Genomic DNA, 16482 nt, shown 5'->3' on the forward strand with positions numbered 1-16482 from the left:
GTATTGGTTGCTGCTGAAAAGTGGCGGTCGAATCGCTATACTGTGCAGCAAGAAATAACAATGGAGGGAGCATGGACCGATTTGATGCGATGCGCATCTTTACGCGCATCGTCGAACTGCGCAGTTTTACGCAGGCGGCGCATGACCTCGGCTATCCGAAGGCCACCGTCACGCATGCGATCAAGCAGCTGGAAGCGCGGCTGCGCGTGCGCCTGCTGCAGCGGACCACGCGGCAAGTGACGCCTACGCCCGATGGCGACGCGTATTACCAGCGCTGCGTGCGCCTGCTGGCGGACCTGGAAGAAACGGAAGCCGTGTTCAGTTCGGCGGCGCAGCAGCCGGCCGGCAAGCTGCGCATCGACTTGCACGCGACCCTGGCCATGCACTTCGTCATGCCCGTGCTGGACCGCTTCTGCGCCCGCTATCCGCTGATCGAACTGGAAATCGGCATGGGCGACCGCCTCGTCGACCTGGTGCGCGAAGGCGTCGATTGCGTGCTGCGCGTGGGCGAACTGGGCGACTCGTCGATGGTGGCGCGCCGCGTGGCGCTGCTGGAACAGGTGACCTGCGCCAGCCCCGCCTACCTGGCCGCGCACGGCACGCCGGAGCATCTGGCGCAGCTGGATGGCCACCGCGCCGTCAATTTCTTTTCCGCCCAGACGGGCAAGGTCTGGCCCTTCGATTTCAAGGTGGAAGGCCAGCGCCGCAGCGTGGCCTTGCCGGGCACCGTGTCCGTCAACAATGCCGACGCGTATCACGCCTGCTGCCGCGCGGGCATGGGCTTGATCCAGGCGCCCCGTTATCACCTGGAGCGGGCGCTGGCGGCCGGCGAACTGGTGGAAGTGCTGCGGGACTGGCGGCCCGACCCGCTGCCCGTGTCCGTGCTGTATCCCCACCACCGGCAATTGTCGCCGCGCGTGCGCGTGTTTGCCGACTGGGTCGCCAGCCTGTTTGCCGACGTGCATTGATGCGCTGCAATGCGGCAATTTTTGACCTGGGCAAAGGAAAAAATCCCTCTGGTGATGCCATATAGCACTATTTGATGTGGATCAAAGTTTTTGTTGCACTGCACTCTTAGACTTCGCAGCGTTACTTAACGACAGAGGAAAACATAATGAAAACGTCCGCAACTGCAGCAGCAATCGTCCTGGCCGCCATTGGTGCATTCGCCGGCAACGCCATGGCACAGGAAAGCCCATGGCTGGTCCGTGCGCGCGCCGTGCATATCGATCCTGCCAACAAATCCACGCCGGTCTTGGGCAATGGCGCATCGGACACGATCCACGTCAGCAGCAAGACGATTCCTGAAATCGATATTTCGTATTTCTTCACGCCGAACATCGCTGCCGAGCTGATCCTGACGTATCCGCAAAAGCATGACGTCACCCTGGGTGGCCAAAATATCGGCACGTTCAAGCATTTGCCTCCGACCTTGTCGCTGCAATACCACTTCATGCCTGAAAAACAGTTCAGCCCATACGTGGGTGCAGGCGTGAACTATACGAATATTTCGAGCGTGAAACTGCTGAATGGCGCTGGCCGTCTGGAGCATGACAGCTGGGGCTTCGCGCTGCAAGCTGGCGTCGACTACAAGCTGGACAAAAACTGGTCGCTGAACTTCGACATCAAGAAAGTGCAGATCCGCAGCGACGTCTTCGTCGGTGCCGCCAAGGCCAGCGAAGTCAAGATCGACCCTGTCCTGATCGGCGTAGGCGTGGGCTACCGCTTCTAAGCATGGCATGACAGCGCCCGCGCGGCGCGGACAATAAAAAAGGACGGCCTTGGCCGTCCTTTTTGCATGGCATGCAGCGGTCTATTTTTTCAGCGTCTTTTCCAGCGCCAGCTGGTAATCCGTCTTTTCGTAGCCGGCCAAATACTTGTTCGTCGCGTCGAGGAAGGCGCGCGAGCGGTAGGCCGCTTCCAGGTCCTTGACCCATGGCTTGGCCTTGTCGGCCGTGCGGATGGCTACCAGGTTGATGTAGCTGTCCGAAATCTTTTCCACGCTCAGGGCCGACGTCAGCTTCATGCCGGCGGCCAGGGCGAAGTTACCGTTGACGAAAGCGTAGTCGGCGTCGGCCAGCGAACGTGGCAGCTGCGCCGCTTCCAGCGGCACCAGTTTCAGCTTCTTCGGGTTTTCCAGCACGTCGCGCTCGGATGCGCGCAGCGGGTCGACGTTCGGTTTCAGCTTGATCCAGCCCATCTTGGCCAGCATCACCAGCGCGCGCGCCTGGTTGGTCGGGTCGTTCGGCATGGTGATGGTGGCGCCGTTCTTGACTTCCGCCAGCGTTTTCTGCTTGCCGCCGTACAGGCCGATCGGCATGGTCGGCACGGTGATCAATGAGCTCAGTGGCAGCTTGTTATCGGTGGCGAACTTGGTCAGGTAGACGATGTGCTGGAACACGTTGGCATCCAGCGAGCCTTCGGCCAGCGCATAGTTCGGCTGCACGTAGTCGTTGAATTCCACGATCTTGACCTTGTAACCCTGTTTTTCCAGGATAGGCTTGATGCCCAGCTTCAGCTGGTCAGAATACGGGCCGGAGCTGGTGCCGATGACGAGTTCTTTCGGGTCCTTGGCGTGGGCGGCGGTGGCGAAGGCCAGGCTGGCAGCGGCCAGGAGCAGGTTGCGGCGAATGTGGTTCATGCTTTTCCTTGTACTGAAATACTGAATATGAATTAACGTTTGTCGAGGCGCTTGGCGATGCGCGTGCCGGCGAACTGGATGGTTTGCACCAGCACGATCAGGATGGCCACGGTGGCGACCATGATGTCCGTCTCGAAGCGGTAGTAGCCGTAGCGGATGGCCAGGTCGCCGATACCGCCGCCGCCCACCACGCCGGCCACTGCCGAATACGACAGGAAGCTGATCGACAGCACGGTCAGGGCCAGCACCAGGCCGGAACGCGCTTCCACCAGCAGCACGCGGAAGATGATCTGCATTTCCGACGCGCCCATGGCGTGCGCCGCCTCGATCACGCCGCGCGGCACTTCGCGCAGGTTCTGTTCCACCAGGCGCGCCAGGTAGGGAATGGCGGCGAACGACAGCGGCACGCTGGCCGCCAGCGGGCCGATCGAAGTGCCCGCGATGATGCGCGTAAACGGCGTCAGGGCCACCAGCAGGATGATGAAGGGGAAGCTGCGCACGGTATTGACCAGCCAGCCGAGGATCATCGACAGCGGACGGTTTTCCAGCGACTGGCCTTCCGAGACGAGGAACAGCAAGATGCCCAGCGGGCCGCCGATCAGGATGGCGGCCGTCAGGCCGATACCCAGCATGGTCATGGTCTGGCCCAGCGCCACCCAGATTTCCGGCAGCAGGTTGATGACGTTATTGATCGATTCTTCAAACATGTGTTGCATCCTTCCATGCGGTGGCTTCAAACGCCTCGGTGCCGTAGTAAGCCAGCTCGCGTCCCAGCGCCGTCTTGCGCGGGGTGGCCGTGTCGCTCAAATCGAATTGTTCGGCGATGGCGCCGCTTTCCACGACGGCGACCCGGTTGCAGATGGCGCCCAGCACCGACAGCTCATGGCTGACGATGACGATGGTCACGCCCAGACGCGCATTGATGTCGCGCAAGGTATCGAGCAGGGCGCGCGTCGTTTCCGCGTCCAGCGCGGACGTCGGTTCGTCGCACAGCAGCACGTCGGGGTGGCTGGCCAGGGCGCGGGCAATCGCCACGCGCTGTTTCTGCCCGCCCGACAATTGCGCCGGATAGCTGTGCAGCTTGTCGGACAGGCCCACCAGCGCCAGGCATTCCTCGACGCGGGCGGCGATGTGCTCGCCCTTGGTGGTGCCATGGATTTTCAGGGGGAAGGCGACGTTGTCGAACACGCTGGCGTTTTGCAGCAGGTTGAATTGCTGGAAAATCATGCCGATATTCTGGCGCGCGTCGCGCAGTTCGCCCTTGCTCAAGCTGGTCAATTCGCGCCCGGCGACCGTGATGCTGCCGCTGTCGGGACGCTCGAGCAGGTTAATCAGGCGCAGCAAGGTCGATTTGCCGGCGCCGCTCTTGCCGATCAGGCCGAAAATATCACCGGGATAGACTTCCAGCGTGACCGATTTGACCGCGTGGAATTGTTCGCCCTTGGGCAGCGCGAAGGTCTTGTTTGCGCCATCGATGCGAATCACCGGCGTACGGTGTGGTGTGGTCATGCAGTGTTTCCTTTTTTATTGGACCGTGACAGGCGCGCTTGCAGGGGCCAAATCGCCCAGCCTGTTACGTCGGTTGCGTAGTATACCTCCGATCGTGTTATTACTCCTACGACAGAATCTTGCTTTGAATATGCAAATAATGTCTATATGGGTGTTTGGCGAGAGTAAAAGCGGTTTTTACGCGATCAGCCGATGGAAAATTCGACGGGAATCGATAATTCCAGCGGCTCCGGCCGTTCCTTGGGAATGCGCGGCAGTGGCGCCGCCCGTTGCAAAGTGTCGAGCGCGGCCTGATCCAGCGCAGCGGAACCGGAACTGCGCTCGATGGCGGCCGCCAGCACCTGCCCGTCGCGGTCGATGCGGCAGCGCAGGTATACCACGCCCTGTTCCTGCTTCGCGCGCGACGCCGTCGGATAGCGGCGGAAGCGTTCCATGCGCGCCAAAACCTTGCCTTCCCAGCTCGATACGCCGCTGCGCAGCTCCTGTGGTGCGGGCGGCAGGGCGGGCGAGGGAGGCGCCGCCGCGACGGATGCCGTGGCCACCGGTGCCGGCGTGACGGGGGCAGGGCGCACCTCGGCGACGGCCGCAACGGCCTCGGCTTGCGGCGGCATGGGCGCGGCACCCGGCTGCGGCGGCACGAATTGCGGCAGGGCTGGCGCTGCTTTTTTGGCAAGGGCGCGCGACGGCGCGGCCGCGGCGCTGGCCTGTTCAGCAAGATTCTGCTCCAGTGGGCGGGGCGGGGCGGCGGCCGGCAGGAACAGCAGCATGGCCGGCTGCGCGGAGTCGGGCGCGATGGCCAGCACGGGCGCTGCCGGCGCGCGGTGGTACACGGCCCATCCCAGCAGGGCGCCATGCATGGCGAAGACCGTGGCGATGGTCAGCGGCTTGTGCCAGTCCGCCGGCGGCGTCTTTTCTGGTGCTGGCACCGGCGCCGGCCCTTCCGGGCGGCGCAGCAGATAGATGATCACGGCGATTTCCATCGTTGCCACGAGGACGATGACCCACCAGGGCGGATGGCCGAGGCACATGGCGACAAAGCCGATGGCCATGCCCAAGCAAGCGAGGACCTTGCCGCGCCGCGACACGGCGCGGTGTTCGCGCCACTGGCGCAGCGGCGCGCCGAAGCGCGGGTGGTGCAGCAGCCAGTGTTCCAGGCGTGGCGAGGCGCGGCTGAAGCAGGCCAGCGCCAGGATCAGGAAGATCGTCGTCGGCATGACGGGCAGCAGGGCGCCGATCACGCCCAGCGCCACCATCAGCATGCCGGCGGCCGTCCAGGCCCAGCGGCGCAGCCGTGCCGTATGCGCTTCCGCGCCGGCCTGGATTACTGGCTCTTCCATCAGGCGCAAGCCTCCACGTGGCCATGCATGCGCAGGAAGGCGGCGCGCGCGCCGTCGATTACGCGCGCTTCACCGGCGGCGTCAAGGACGGCCGTATCGAGCACGGACGTAAAATCGCGCCAGTGGCGCGCGCGTCCGTCCGGATGGCCGGCCAGGTGGCGCGCGCCGTGATGCTCGTCCAGGCCGATCTTGCCGGCCAGCTTATACAGGATGGCCGCGCCCAGCTTCGAGCCTTCGCTCACGTACAGCCAGCCCAGCGCCGTGGCCAGGTCCAGCTGCGCGTCGAACGGCGGCGTGGCCGTATCGGCCGGCAGGACGGTGCCCAGGTCGTGCAGGTCGGCCGCGATGCTGGCGTAGCGGCGGCGCTGTTCCAGGTCCGGCAGCAGGGCGGCCAGCTGCGCGTTGTCGTACAGCGCGTCGACATCGCGCAGGAACGCGTACTGCGCCTGCAGGAAGCGCGCGTAGTTGTCGCGGCTGGAAAACGGCGCGCTGGCCATGATGCGCTGGTCCAGCAAGTCGTGGGTGGCCATGGTGTCGGCTTTCAGGCGCTGGCTGCGGCTAGGGGCCGCGTTAATCGGAACGGTGTTCAAGGTGCTGCTGGTGTCGCTTGCTGCATGCATGGAATATCTGCTCTCTATTATAAGGATGAATCAAATCAGAAACGAACGCCAAGCGTGACGCGCGCCGTGCGGCCCGGCCCCGGCATCAGGCTCAGGGTCAGCGGATCGAGGTAGTAGCGGTCCGTCAGGTTGTCCACCGCCACGTCGACGGTGGCGTTGGGCGTGATCTTGTAGCTGGCGAACAGGTCGGCCAGGGTGTAGGCCTGCGTCAGCACCTGCGGCGAGGTGCCCGTCCACGACTGCCACACGGCCTTGTCATCCTGGCGCGCCAGCGGATGGCCGACGTGCGTCAGGCGCGTGCCGACGGTGAGTTTTTCCTGCAGCCAGCGCGTGCCCAGGGTCAGGTTGGCGCTCAGCTTGGGCTGGATATGGTTGCTCACGTAGGAACTGGAAAAGCCGATGGGCGAGCAGTCGGGCGTGTTCCAGATGTCCGATTCCCACTTGCTGGCCTTGCGCAAATAGGCCGCCGTGGCCGCGTCGCAGATCAGGGTCTTGCGGTTCCAGGTACCGGAAAAATCGGCAAACACGCTACCCCGGTCATATGACGACTGCAGTTCGATGCCCGAGACGCTGTATTTGTCCGTGTTCGCCATCGAAAAATTCTGCGCGTAGGCCGGCAAGTCGGGAATCGGGCGGCGCGTGATGTAGCCGTGGGTGACGTTGTCGAAGTAGGAGATGCGCAGGCGCAGCTTGTCGGCGGCGCTCCACACGCCATCCTTGATCACGCTCACGCCCACTTCGCGGTTGTGGCTGCGCTCGGCGTTCAAGGGGGACGAATACGTGGCCGAGAAGCCCATCGTCGATTCGTACAGGCTGGGCATGCGCAAGCCGCGCGCATCGCGCAGGAACAGGCTGACGCTGTCGGACAGGCGCGCCGTCAGCGCAAACGTGGGCGCAAAACCGTGGTCCTTGCGGCGGATCGGCGTGCTGTACTTGAACAAGCCGGGGATGGCGTCGCGGTAGACATAGCCATTGCCGCTCCACTGGTCCACCTGCGAGACGTCCAGCGGCGCCGGCGCGGTGCCGTAGTTTTCCACCATGCCGCCCACCAGCGCGGGATTGGTGGCGGGCGTGAACCGGCCCTGCGCATCCTGGTACCACTTCGCCGCGCCGATCTGATCGCCGTCCTTGTCCCACATGGTGACCCATTGCCAGCCTTGCGGATGGTATTGCTGCTCGGCGCGGCGGTTGCGGTCGCGCGTATCGAAGCGCTGGAAGCGTCCGCCCGCCTCGACACTCAGCCAGTCGCGCGCCTGCCACTGCAGCGAGGCGAAGGCGCTTTGCTCGTGGCGCTTGCCGTTGCGCAGGGTGTGATTGGCGTTCAAGTCATCATCGAGGATGCGCACGCTGTCGGCCGGGCCGATATCTTCATTTTGCAAGGACAGGCCGTAATCGAGCTTGAGCGCACCCATGCCGGTGGCGAAGCGCGAGGTATTCGTCAGGTCCGCGCCCACGCGGCGCGCCTGGTTCTTTGCCAGGTACAGCACTTCCACGCATTCCTTGCATTCGTGGTCGCCTGGATTGGTCTTGCCTTCCAGCGGATTGCTGAAGATATCGCCGTTGCGCGACTTGCTCTGCATGTCCGTCAGCCACAGGTTGGCCTTCAGGTCGATCAGGTTCTGGCCTTCCGGCTTCCATTCGTAGCGCGCCGTCAGCGCGTTGGTGCGCACCTGGCTGGGGTCCCATTGCGGGATGCTGCCGGTGCTGTTGCGGTAGATTTGCGAGGGCATGATTTCGCCATAGCTGCTGTCGAAATAGCGGTAGCCCAGCTCCAGCTTCTGTTCGTGCGGCAGGCGCAGGTTGGCCTTCAGCAGGACCGAGGTGGTGCGGTTGGCCGTGTTCAGCACTTCATCGCCTTTCTTGAAGAACTGCGTCACGCCATCGTCGCCACCCCATGCATTGGGCAGCTGATAGCGTTCGAAACCGCGCGTGCCGGAAAAATAATTGCCGATGCTGCGCTGGCTGATGGCGGCCACCAGGTCGTAGTCGTCCTGGCGCGTGGCCACGGCGATGCTGCCAAAGCCGCTGCGCGGGTTGCCCAGCTTGTTGCGGTGCGTGCGCGGCGCGCTGCCGAAATCGTCCGGCGCCGAGACGCTGTTGTCCTGGATGCCGCCGCGCAGGCGCACGCCCGTGCGCTGGCCCGGGCGCAGGATGTCTTCCGGGCGCAGGGTCTGCATGCTGACCATGCCGCCGATGGCGCCCGCGCCTTGCGCCGACAGGTTCGGCCCCTTGTCGATGCGGATGGCGCTGATCAGGTCAGGGTCGATGTAGCTGCGGTCGGCGATGCCCGCGTAACCGCGGTAGACGGTGGATGATTGCAGGCTGCCGTCGATCAGCAGGGGCACGCGGCCCTGGCCCTGCATGCCGCGCACGTTGACGTCGACGGCGCCGCTATTGCGGCTGTCGCCCACCTGCACGCCGGCCACCCCCTTGAAGATGTCGGCCGGCGAGGTGCCGCGGAAGCGTTCGATCTGTTCGCGCCCGATGTAGGCGGACGAGGAGGACGTGACGTAGGGCAGGTCGGCCGGGTCCGTGTCGTCCGTCTCGAACGTGCCGCTGCCGCCCTGGCCATTCACGCGCAGGGTGCCGATCTGCACGGCGCCTGCGGCGACGGGGGCGGGCGCGCTGATGATGATGGTCGTGCCGCCTTGCAGCTGCGCCTGCAGGCCGCTGCCGGCCAGCAGCTGGCGCAGCGCCTCGGGCAGCGAATGGCGGCCTTGCAGCGGCGCGCTTTGCCGTCCCTGCGTCAGGCGCGCGTCGGCCAGCAGCACCATGCCGGCCTGGCGCGCCAGTTCGTTCAGCGCGCGGTTCAAGGGCTGCGCGGGGATGTGCCATTCGACCTGCGCCACCGGCGCGGCGGCGGCATGCACGGCGGGCGTGGCGAAGGCCAGGCCGATGGCCAGGAAGAGGGGAGACAGGCGGGCGTGCAAGGGATGGCGCGGTGGAGTCATATGCATGTTTTTCCTATGGTGATGTGGTGATCCTTCATAGTTAAAACGAATGAGTCTCATTTACCCTGACGTGCGGATGCATTTTATTTCGCTGCATGTGGACTACATCAGCGGGCGAGAATGTGCAGCCTGCCGTCCTGGCGCAGCAGGCGCACGGGCAAGGCCAGGGGCAGGGCGGCGGCAAACTGCGCCGGCAGCTTCGCGTCGAAGCTGCCGTTCAGGCGCAGGCCGGCCAGGGCCGGGTCGTCAAGCACGAGGCCCGAATCGCCATAGCGCTCGAATTCGGCCAGCGCCTCGGCCAGGGTGGCGTCCTCGAAATCGAGGCGCCCGGCACGCCAGTTGCCCACCGCTTGCGCGCTGACCCTGGCCAGCGCTTGCACGCCCTGCGGCGTGACGGTGACCGTGTCGCCCGCCCGCAGCACTTCGGCATGCGCGCCGGCTTCGCTTTCCACGCGCACCGTGCCTTGCGCCACGCTCACCTGGGTCGTGGCGCCCACGTGGCGCACTGAAAAATGCGTGCCCAGTACCGTCGCCGTGGCCGCTCCCGCGATGACCTGGAACGGACGCGCAGGATCGGCCTGCACATGGAACATGGCCTGGCCGCGCAGCAGGCGCACGCTGCGCCGGTCGCGGTACAGGGCCACGTCGACGGCGCTGCCGCTATCGAGTTCGATGCGGCTGCCGTCGGGCAGGACTTGCGTGGCGAACTGGCCGCGCGCGGTGCTGTAATCGTGCTGGAATCCGGGGCGCTGCAGATGGCCGGCCAGCGGCCAGGCCAGCAGGCCGCACAGCAGCAGGCAGCCGCCGGCCAGCGCGCCGCGCGGCGGGAAAGAGGCCGCCTGGCGCAGCCGCCGCAGCAGCGATGACGGCGTGTCCGCCGCCGCGACGGGCTGGCTGAAGGCCGCCACGCGCTGCACCGGCAGGCTGGCCAGCAGCGAATCGGTGCGGGCCAGCGCCTGCCAGGCCTGCTGGTGGCGCGGGTCCGCTTCCAGCCATTGCTGCAATGCCGTCAGTTCGTGCGCGGCCAGGCCGGTATCGCGGCGCAGCAGCCATTGCGCCGCCAGGAAGTCGATGTCGTCTGCCGTCGTGTCTTGTGATGTCATGTGCTGTTTCATAGCGTATCCCGCTCGGGCAAGCCTTTTTTACAGGCGAGCATGCCGTTGATGATGTGTTTTTCCACCATGTTGACGGAGATATCCATCTGCGCGGCGATCTCGATCTGGCTCAGGCCGTCGAACTTGTACAGCGCGAAAGCCTGGCGGCAGCGCGGCGGCAAGCCCTCGATGATGAGCAGCAGGCGTTCCATGGTTTGCCGGTCGTGCAGCCGTTGCTCGGGTTCATCGGCGCGCGGCGCGCGCAGCTGCATGTGCGGCTCGTCGAGCGCGTCATGGGGCCGCCTCTGGCGCAAACGCTGTTCGTCGATGGCGATGTTTTTCGCCGTGACGTACAGCAGGGCGCGCTGGCCGCTGTCGGGCGGCGCATCGCCATGCAGGGCGCGGGCGCCGCCTTGCGGCTGGCGCGCCAGGAGGCGGGCGTAGGCTTCCTGCACCACGTCCTGCGCCTTGTCGCGGCATCCCGTGGAGCGCGAAATCAGGCGCAGCAATTCCTGGTAATAGCGTTCAAGCACCGCGCATGTCCCCGTGATCAAAGCGCGCCATGATAGCAAGCCCATCAAATAATAACAAGAATCATTCTCATTTATGATGTAATCTGAGGTGCCGGATAACGCTGGATATTTTTGGCAATGCAGACAATAATCGGCAGCAGAAGGCGCTGTCACAGAGAATATCGCCATGTATTATCGATTTTATCGATGCTAACTAGGTATATTTTCCGTTTTACATCGATCTTCATGCCATGCATAATCTGTTGCAACTGAAGCCAGACAATCAGCCGCATGCGCCAGTCGCCTGCAGCTAATTGCGGTTTTGACATCCTCCACTTTCTGTTAGGAACCAACAATGAAAAAACTGCTCGCTTTTATCGCCGCCGCCGGCTTCTCGCTGTCCGCCGTTGCCGCTCCTGAAGTCTATGTCATCGATGGCAGCCACACTTTCCCCCGCTTCGAGTACACCCACATGGGCTTCTCGACGCAGCAAAGCCGTTTCAATAACACCACCGGCAAGGTCACCCTGGACCGCGCCGCCAAGACGGGCGCCGTCGAAGTGCTGATCGACACCAAATCCGTCGACACGGGTTCGACCCTGTTCAACTCGCACATCCAGGGCGAAGACTTCCTCGACACGGCCAAGTTCCCGGTCGCCACCTACAAATCGACCAAGTTCAATTTTGACGGCGACAAGCTCGCTTCCGTCGACGGCAACCTGACCCTGAAAGGCGTGACCAAGCCAGTCACCCTGACCGTCACCTCGTTCACCTGCGCACCGCACCCGATGCTGAAAAAAGACGCTTGCGGCGCCAACGCCACGGCCAAGATCAAGCGCTCGGAATTCAACGCCGGCAAATATGCGCCAGCCGTCAGCGATGACGTCACGCTGACGTTTGCCATCGAAGCCATCAAGCAGTAATTGTTGGCTGCATGATGCAAAATGGCGGCGGACTTCGGTCCGCCGCCATTTTTTTTATCTGCTTGCCCCTGCCATCACGCCAGGTGATGTACCTCCTGCTGCCCATACACGGGGGTGGTCAAGCCTTCCATGCGCGCCTTCAGCTGCAGCGACAGGTACTGGGAATAGTGGCGCGACTGGTGCAGGTTGCCGCCGTGGAACCACAAGGCTTGCTGCTGCGTGGGCTTCCACATATTGCGCTGCTCGCCTTCCCACGGACCGGGATCCTTCGTCGTGGCGGAGCCCAGTCCCCACACCTTGCCCACCTTGTTCGCTACTTCCGGCGAAATCAGGTCGGCCGCCCAGCCATTCATGGAGCCGTAGCCGGTGGCGTACACCACCAGGTCGGCCGGCAGTTCCGTGCCGTCCGACAGCACGATGGAATGGCTTTTCAGTTCCTGCACGCCGACGCCGCTTTTCAGCTTGATCTTGCCCTCGGCGACCAGCTCCGAGGCGCCCACGTCGATGTAGTAGCCGGAGCCGCGGCGCAGGTATTTCATGAACAGGCCGGAATCGTCATCGCCGAAATCGAGCATGAAGCCCCGTTCTTCCAGGCGCGCATAAAAGTCCGCGTCGCGCTCGCGGATGGCCTTGAAGACGGGCTTCTGGAAGTCGGCCAGCAGCTTGTACGGGATCGAGGCGAACGTCAGGTCGGCCTTCGCCGTCGTCATGCCGGCCGCCAGCGCCCGTTCCGAATACAGGTCGCCCAGCGCCAGGTCCATCAGCGAATCGGACTTGACGATGTGCGTGGACGAGCGCTGCACCATGGTCACGTCCACGCCCGCTTCCCACAGGGCGGCGCAGATATCGTGCGCGGAATTGTTCGCGCCGATGACGACCACCTTCTTGCCGACATACGCGTCCGGCCCCGGATGCTGCGACGAGTGCTGCTGCTCGCCCTGGAACACGTCCATGCCCTTGAACTTCGGCATGTTCGCCTTGCCCGACATGCCCGTGGCCAGCACCAGCTGCTTCGGCTTCAGGGTGACGGGCTGGCCGTCGCGCAGTACTTGCACCGTCCACTCGCCGGACGCTTCGTCGAAGCTGGCCGATTCGCAGGAAGTCGAGCCCCAGTAGTTCAGTTCCATCACCTTGGTGTACATTTCCAGCCAGTCGCCGACCTTGTCCTTGGGCGTGAAGACGGGCCAGTTGTCGGGGAAGGGGATGTACGGCATGTGGTCGTACCAGACGGGGTCGTGCAGGCACAAGGACTTGTAGCGCTTGCGCCAGCTGTCGCCCGGGCGCGCGTTTTTCTCGATGATGATGGTGGGGACGTTCAGCTGGCGCAGCCGCGCACCGAGCGCGATGCCGCCCTGGCCGCCGCCGATGATGACGCAGTAGGGCTGGCGCGCGTAGCCCAGTTCCTTTGCTTCCTGCTCGCGGTGCTCCAGCCAGCTGCTGCGGTTGGTGCGCGCGCCGTGTTCCGCGCCCATGGGCCGCCGGCCGCCCTTGGCTTCCTCAAAACCCTTCAATTCGCTCATGGTGGTGAGCAGGGTCCAGATATTGCCGTCGCGGATGCGGATGAAACCCACGCCGCGCGCCGCCTTCGTTTCCACCGTGATCCAGCTTTGCAGCACGCCGCCGGCTTCCGCCGCATGTTCGCCGTCGGCGATGCGGATGGAGAGCGGCTGCACGGCGCCCAGCTGGGCGGCCAGCATGGCGGCGATCTGCTCGCGGCCTTCCAGGGTTTTCAAATTCCAGGTAAACAGCACCAGGTCGCGCCAGTAGCCGTCCTGTTCGAACAATTGCGCGGCGCCCGTGCTGTCGCCGGCGCGCAGCGCGCCTTCGAGCTGCTCCAGGATGCCGGCCACGGCCAGGTCGTGCGGGTTGCTATCGGTTTGCATCGGGTCTCCTCCAAGTCTGCTGACTTTATGATGGGATGCGGCTGTGTTGCCGCTGACGATGTTGTAACACTGGCGTTCCGGCGCTGCATTGCGCAGCGCAGCATGGCTGAATTTGAGACGGAAATCTCAGCTTTTCGGATGGCTACTGGCGGTGCGGCGGCACGATGTGCAACTGCTTGAGGCGCCGGTACAGGGTGGCGCGCGAGATGCCCAGCATGGCCGCCGCTTGCAGCGGGCGCCATTTGGCGGCATTCATGGCGTGGGCGATGCGCGTGCGTTCGGCCTGTTCCGGCGCGGTGTATGCCAGTGCGTCCGGCGCGACAGGCGCCTCGCGCGTGGCGCGCACGCCGGCCTGGCGCAGCGGTGCGCGCACGCGGGCGTGCAGCCAGGTGCTGCCGCCGGCCAGGCGCAAGGACAGCAGATTGTGTCCCATGCGCGCATCGAACAGCCGCTCGGCGCGCACTTCCAGCACGTCGCCGACGGGACGCGGCAGGGTGTCCAGGCCCCCGATGACGTCGCGCGCGCAGCGGTTGGCGGCGACGATGTCGCCATGCTCGTCGATGGCGAGCAGCATCTCCGGCTGCACTTCCACGAAGTGGCGGTTGCGGTGCGCCAGCAGGATGCAGCAATGGCCGTAGGACTTCAGGAAAAAGCCATCCTCGATCAGGGTCGCGCCTTGCCGCACCAGTTGCCTGACCAGGCGCTGGCTGTCGCGCGCGTCGGGAGAAGTCAGCGCCGAGGCATCGAGCACGCCGATCAAGTCGCCGTGCGGCGAAAAGATCGGCGCGGCGCTGCAGGTCAGGCCCGTGAACGCGGCGCGAAAATGGTCGGTCTTGTGCACGGTGATGGCTTCCTGGTCGAGCAGCACGGAAGCGATGCCGCACGTGCCTTCCTCCTCTTCCGACCAGCACGAACCCGGGTACAGGCCCGCCTTCTTGAAATCCTTGCGCTGGTCCGCATCGACCGCGTAGTCGATGGTCACGCCGCGCGCATTGGCGAGGATGACGCAGTAACCCGCTTCGCGCACCATGGCGTGCAGGCGCGGCAGGCACTGGCCCGTGGAGCGCAGAAAATTTTCTTCGGATTGCTGGATGGCGCGCAGCTCGGCGCCAGTCAGGATGCGCGGCCCCGTGGTGGAGGCGGGGTCGAGCCGGTAGTCGTCCAGCGAGCGCCGGTACGATGACGCCAGCCTGGCCGTATCGGCCCCTGGATTGACGATGCGGCCGGCGATCAGGTCGCGCACGCGGTCGATATGGCTGGTCTGGCGGACGTAGGGCATGGCGCTCTCCGGTGTCTCGGTATTTTTTATGGTATGCCCGTTTTTAGCACGAAGCGCAGGCACATGCATGCCGCATTGCAGCATGGGACTGCCGTGAGACGTTCGTCTCACCACAGCCGCGTCGCACAATAGGATGCTTTACAACAATAAAAAAGAGCATCTCTGATAACATTCGCTCAAATTGACAGTCAGCCAGCGCAAGGGATATCTATGGCAATGCAAGCGATGTTCCTGGCACGCAGAACGATGGTGCTGGTCTTGCTGGGAGCGAGCGCCGCCTGCGCCGCCGCCGGCCAGCTCGATCCCGATGGCCAGAGCAGCCTGGAAAAGGAAGTGGCCCGGCGCGCCGCCGTCGAACCGGCCATAGTCGCCAGCTGGCAAATGACGCGCTCCGTGGAAGCGGGCGTGCAGGTGGCCGGCGAAAGCAATCTGTTCTGGAAGCTGTCGAATACGCCAGCGCGTAATCCCGGCTTCGAATTCAACCCCTATTGGTACGAGTTCTATGTCAAGCCGGCTCTTGGCTTCAAGCGCAATCTGGGCGACGGCAAGCAGCTGTATGCGCGCGTGTCCGCCGTCGGCTCCGGCACGGCGCGCCATGATCCGTTCGGCGCCGGCGATACGGGCCGCATCTCAATCGAGGAATTCGTCGCCGGCATCCGCATGCCGCTCGGCGGCACGCGCGCCATGCTCGACCTGTCGGCCGGCGCGCAAAATTTCACGCTGGGCACCGGCATGCTGATCGCCAATGGCGGCTCGAACGGCTTTGACCGTGGCGCGCTGAAACTGGGGCCGCGCAAGGCCTTCCAGAATTCCGTGGTGGCGAAAATAAGCCAGGATGCGTTCAGCGCCCAGGCGTTTTATCTCGACCCGAATGAAAACCCCGACAACGATTCGGGCACGCGCGTCGCCGGCGTTGATTTCAGCTACGCGCCAGCGAACGACCGCAAGGCCGGCATTGCATATGGCAAGGTGCCCCGTTCGCATGCTGCGTATCCGCAGGCGGCGCCAGGCGGCATCGGCGCGCCGCTGGCCGTGCCCGAAGGCCGCAAGGACTTGCAGTTCGTGTATGGCTACGCGCGCGTTCCCGTATTGCCCACCGTGCTGCCGAAAGGCTGGTTCGGCGTCGACGCGGCGCGCGAATGGAATACGCGCGAGCCGATGCGGGCCTGGGGCTGGCGCACGGAAGGGGGCTTTTCGCTGCCCGACGTGGCCTGGACGCCGAAGTTTACGCTCGGCTACCAGAGTTTTTCCGGCGACGACCCGCACACGGCCCGCAACGAGCGCTTCGACCCGCTTTTCTTCGAAGGCACGCCCGGCGCCTGGGCCTCGGGCAGCAAGGCGACCTGGGTCTTCGTCAACGCCAACGTGAATGCGCTGCAGGCCACCATCGAGCTGCATCCGACGCCGAAAGACACCGTGATTGCTTACCTGGCCCAGGTGCGGGCCAACCAGATGGGCAGCCCGCTGCAGTTCGGCCAGGCCACGCGCCTCGACGTGCCGGGCGACGCGCCCGTGGTGATCGCCGGCGTGCTGCGTCCGATGCTGGCGAACGATGTCTTCGTCAAGTACGTGCGCGTGGTGAACCCGAATACCTATCTGACCCTGGGCTTCAGCGCCTCGTTCGCGCAGTCGGGCGTCAACCAGCTGGTGAATGGCCAGGCCAGGACGTGGACGGGCTGGCTGGCGAACGTCGTATGGGTCTATTAAGTATTCTGTCTATCAAGGAGAGCATCA

14 protein-coding genes are annotated in these 16482 nt (G+C 64.4%); 4 read left to right on the forward strand and 10 right to left on the reverse strand.

Features of this window, described 5'->3' with window-relative positions; genetic code table 11:
• The first annotated feature begins 71 nt into the window (after positions 1 to 71).
• Together CLU94_RS22770 and CLU94_RS22775 are read left to right on the forward strand one after the other, a co-directional pair.
• Entirely contained in the window at positions 72 to 968 is an 897-nt protein-coding gene (locus tag CLU94_RS22770; RefSeq protein ID WP_099667282.1) for a LysR family transcriptional regulator, read from the forward strand.
• Positions 969 to 1114: 146 nt separating this feature from the next.
• Positions 1115 to 1732 carry an OmpW/AlkL family protein gene (locus CLU94_RS22775; RefSeq protein ID WP_099667283.1) on the forward strand — a complete coding sequence of 206 codons (618 nt, stop codon included), beginning with the start codon at positions 1115 to 1117 and terminating at the stop codon, positions 1730 to 1732.
• A gap of 81 nt (positions 1733 to 1813) precedes the next feature.
• On the opposite strand, the gene CLU94_RS22780 is transcribed toward CLU94_RS22775, so the two are convergent.
• The 8 genes from CLU94_RS22780 to CLU94_RS22815 form a co-directional block, all read right to left on the reverse strand.
• The gene (locus CLU94_RS22780; protein WP_099667284.1) at positions 1814 to 2641 is read right to left on the reverse strand and encodes a MetQ/NlpA family ABC transporter substrate-binding protein; all 828 of its coding nucleotides are present in this window, start codon (positions 2639 to 2641) and stop codon (positions 1814 to 1816) included.
• 32 nt (positions 2642 to 2673) lie between these two features.
• Complete coding sequence (locus CLU94_RS22785; RefSeq protein ID WP_058051319.1) at positions 2674 to 3348, reverse strand: methionine ABC transporter permease; 675 nt, start codon at positions 3346 to 3348, stop codon at positions 2674 to 2676.
• Entirely contained in the window at positions 3341 to 4150 is an 810-nt protein-coding gene (locus tag CLU94_RS22790; RefSeq protein ID WP_099667285.1) for a methionine ABC transporter ATP-binding protein, read from the reverse strand. The genes CLU94_RS22785 and CLU94_RS22790 overlap by 8 nt, the downstream gene beginning before the upstream one ends.
• Positions 4151 to 4335: 185 nt before the next feature.
• A complete protein-coding gene (locus CLU94_RS28920; protein ID WP_143451509.1) occupies positions 4336 to 5487 on the reverse strand; it encodes a TonB family protein in 1152 nt (383 codons plus the stop codon).
• Entirely contained in the window at positions 5487 to 6107 is a 621-nt protein-coding gene (locus CLU94_RS22800; protein WP_218965313.1) for a biliverdin-producing heme oxygenase, read from the reverse strand. Before CLU94_RS22800 ends, CLU94_RS28920 begins: the two co-directional genes overlap by 1 nt.
• Positions 6108 to 6142: 35 nt before the next feature.
• The gene (locus CLU94_RS22805) at positions 6143 to 9064 is read right to left on the reverse strand and encodes a TonB-dependent receptor (protein ID WP_180278738.1); all 2922 of its coding nucleotides are present in this window, start codon (positions 9062 to 9064) and stop codon (positions 6143 to 6145) included.
• Positions 9065 to 9165: 101 nt separating this feature from the next.
• Positions 9166 to 10161, reverse strand: coding sequence for a FecR family protein (locus CLU94_RS22810; protein ID WP_180278739.1), 996 nt, complete (start codon positions 10159 to 10161; stop codon positions 9166 to 9168).
• An 8-nt stretch (positions 10162 to 10169) separates the two neighbouring features.
• On the reverse strand, positions 10170 to 10685 hold the full coding sequence (locus CLU94_RS22815) for an RNA polymerase sigma factor (RefSeq protein ID WP_099668443.1): 516 nt from the start codon (positions 10683 to 10685) through the stop codon (positions 10170 to 10172).
• Between the two features lie 334 nt (positions 10686 to 11019).
• Here CLU94_RS22815 and CLU94_RS22820 point away from each other — a divergent pair, with 334 nt between their 5' ends.
• Positions 11020 to 11586 (forward strand): YceI family protein, encoded by a 567-nt coding sequence (locus tag CLU94_RS22820; RefSeq protein ID WP_099667289.1) that lies wholly within the window; start codon positions 11020 to 11022, stop codon positions 11584 to 11586.
• Between the two features lie 74 nt (positions 11587 to 11660).
• Here the strand turns inward: CLU94_RS22820 and CLU94_RS22825 are convergent, their stop codons facing one another.
• On the reverse strand, positions 11661 to 13469 hold the full coding sequence (locus CLU94_RS22825) for an NAD(P)/FAD-dependent oxidoreductase (protein ID WP_099667290.1): 1809 nt from the start codon (positions 13467 to 13469) through the stop codon (positions 11661 to 11663).
• A 142-nt stretch (positions 13470 to 13611) separates the two neighbouring features.
• Entirely contained in the window at positions 13612 to 14748 is a 1137-nt protein-coding gene (locus CLU94_RS22830) for a sigma-54-dependent Fis family transcriptional regulator (RefSeq protein WP_099667291.1), read from the reverse strand.
• A gap of 210 nt (positions 14749 to 14958) precedes the next feature.
• On the opposite strand from CLU94_RS22830, the gene CLU94_RS22835 reads away from it, so the two are divergent.
• Positions 14959 to 16455 carry an alginate export family protein gene (locus CLU94_RS22835; RefSeq protein ID WP_099667292.1) on the forward strand — a complete coding sequence of 499 codons (1497 nt, stop codon included), beginning with the start codon at positions 14959 to 14961 and terminating at the stop codon, positions 16453 to 16455.
• The last annotated feature ends 27 nt before the right edge of the window (positions 16456 to 16482 follow it).

Source organism: Janthinobacterium sp. 13 (genome assembly GCF_002749695.1).
GTDB lineage: Bacteria > Pseudomonadota > Gammaproteobacteria > Burkholderiales > Burkholderiaceae_D > Janthinobacterium > Janthinobacterium kumbetense.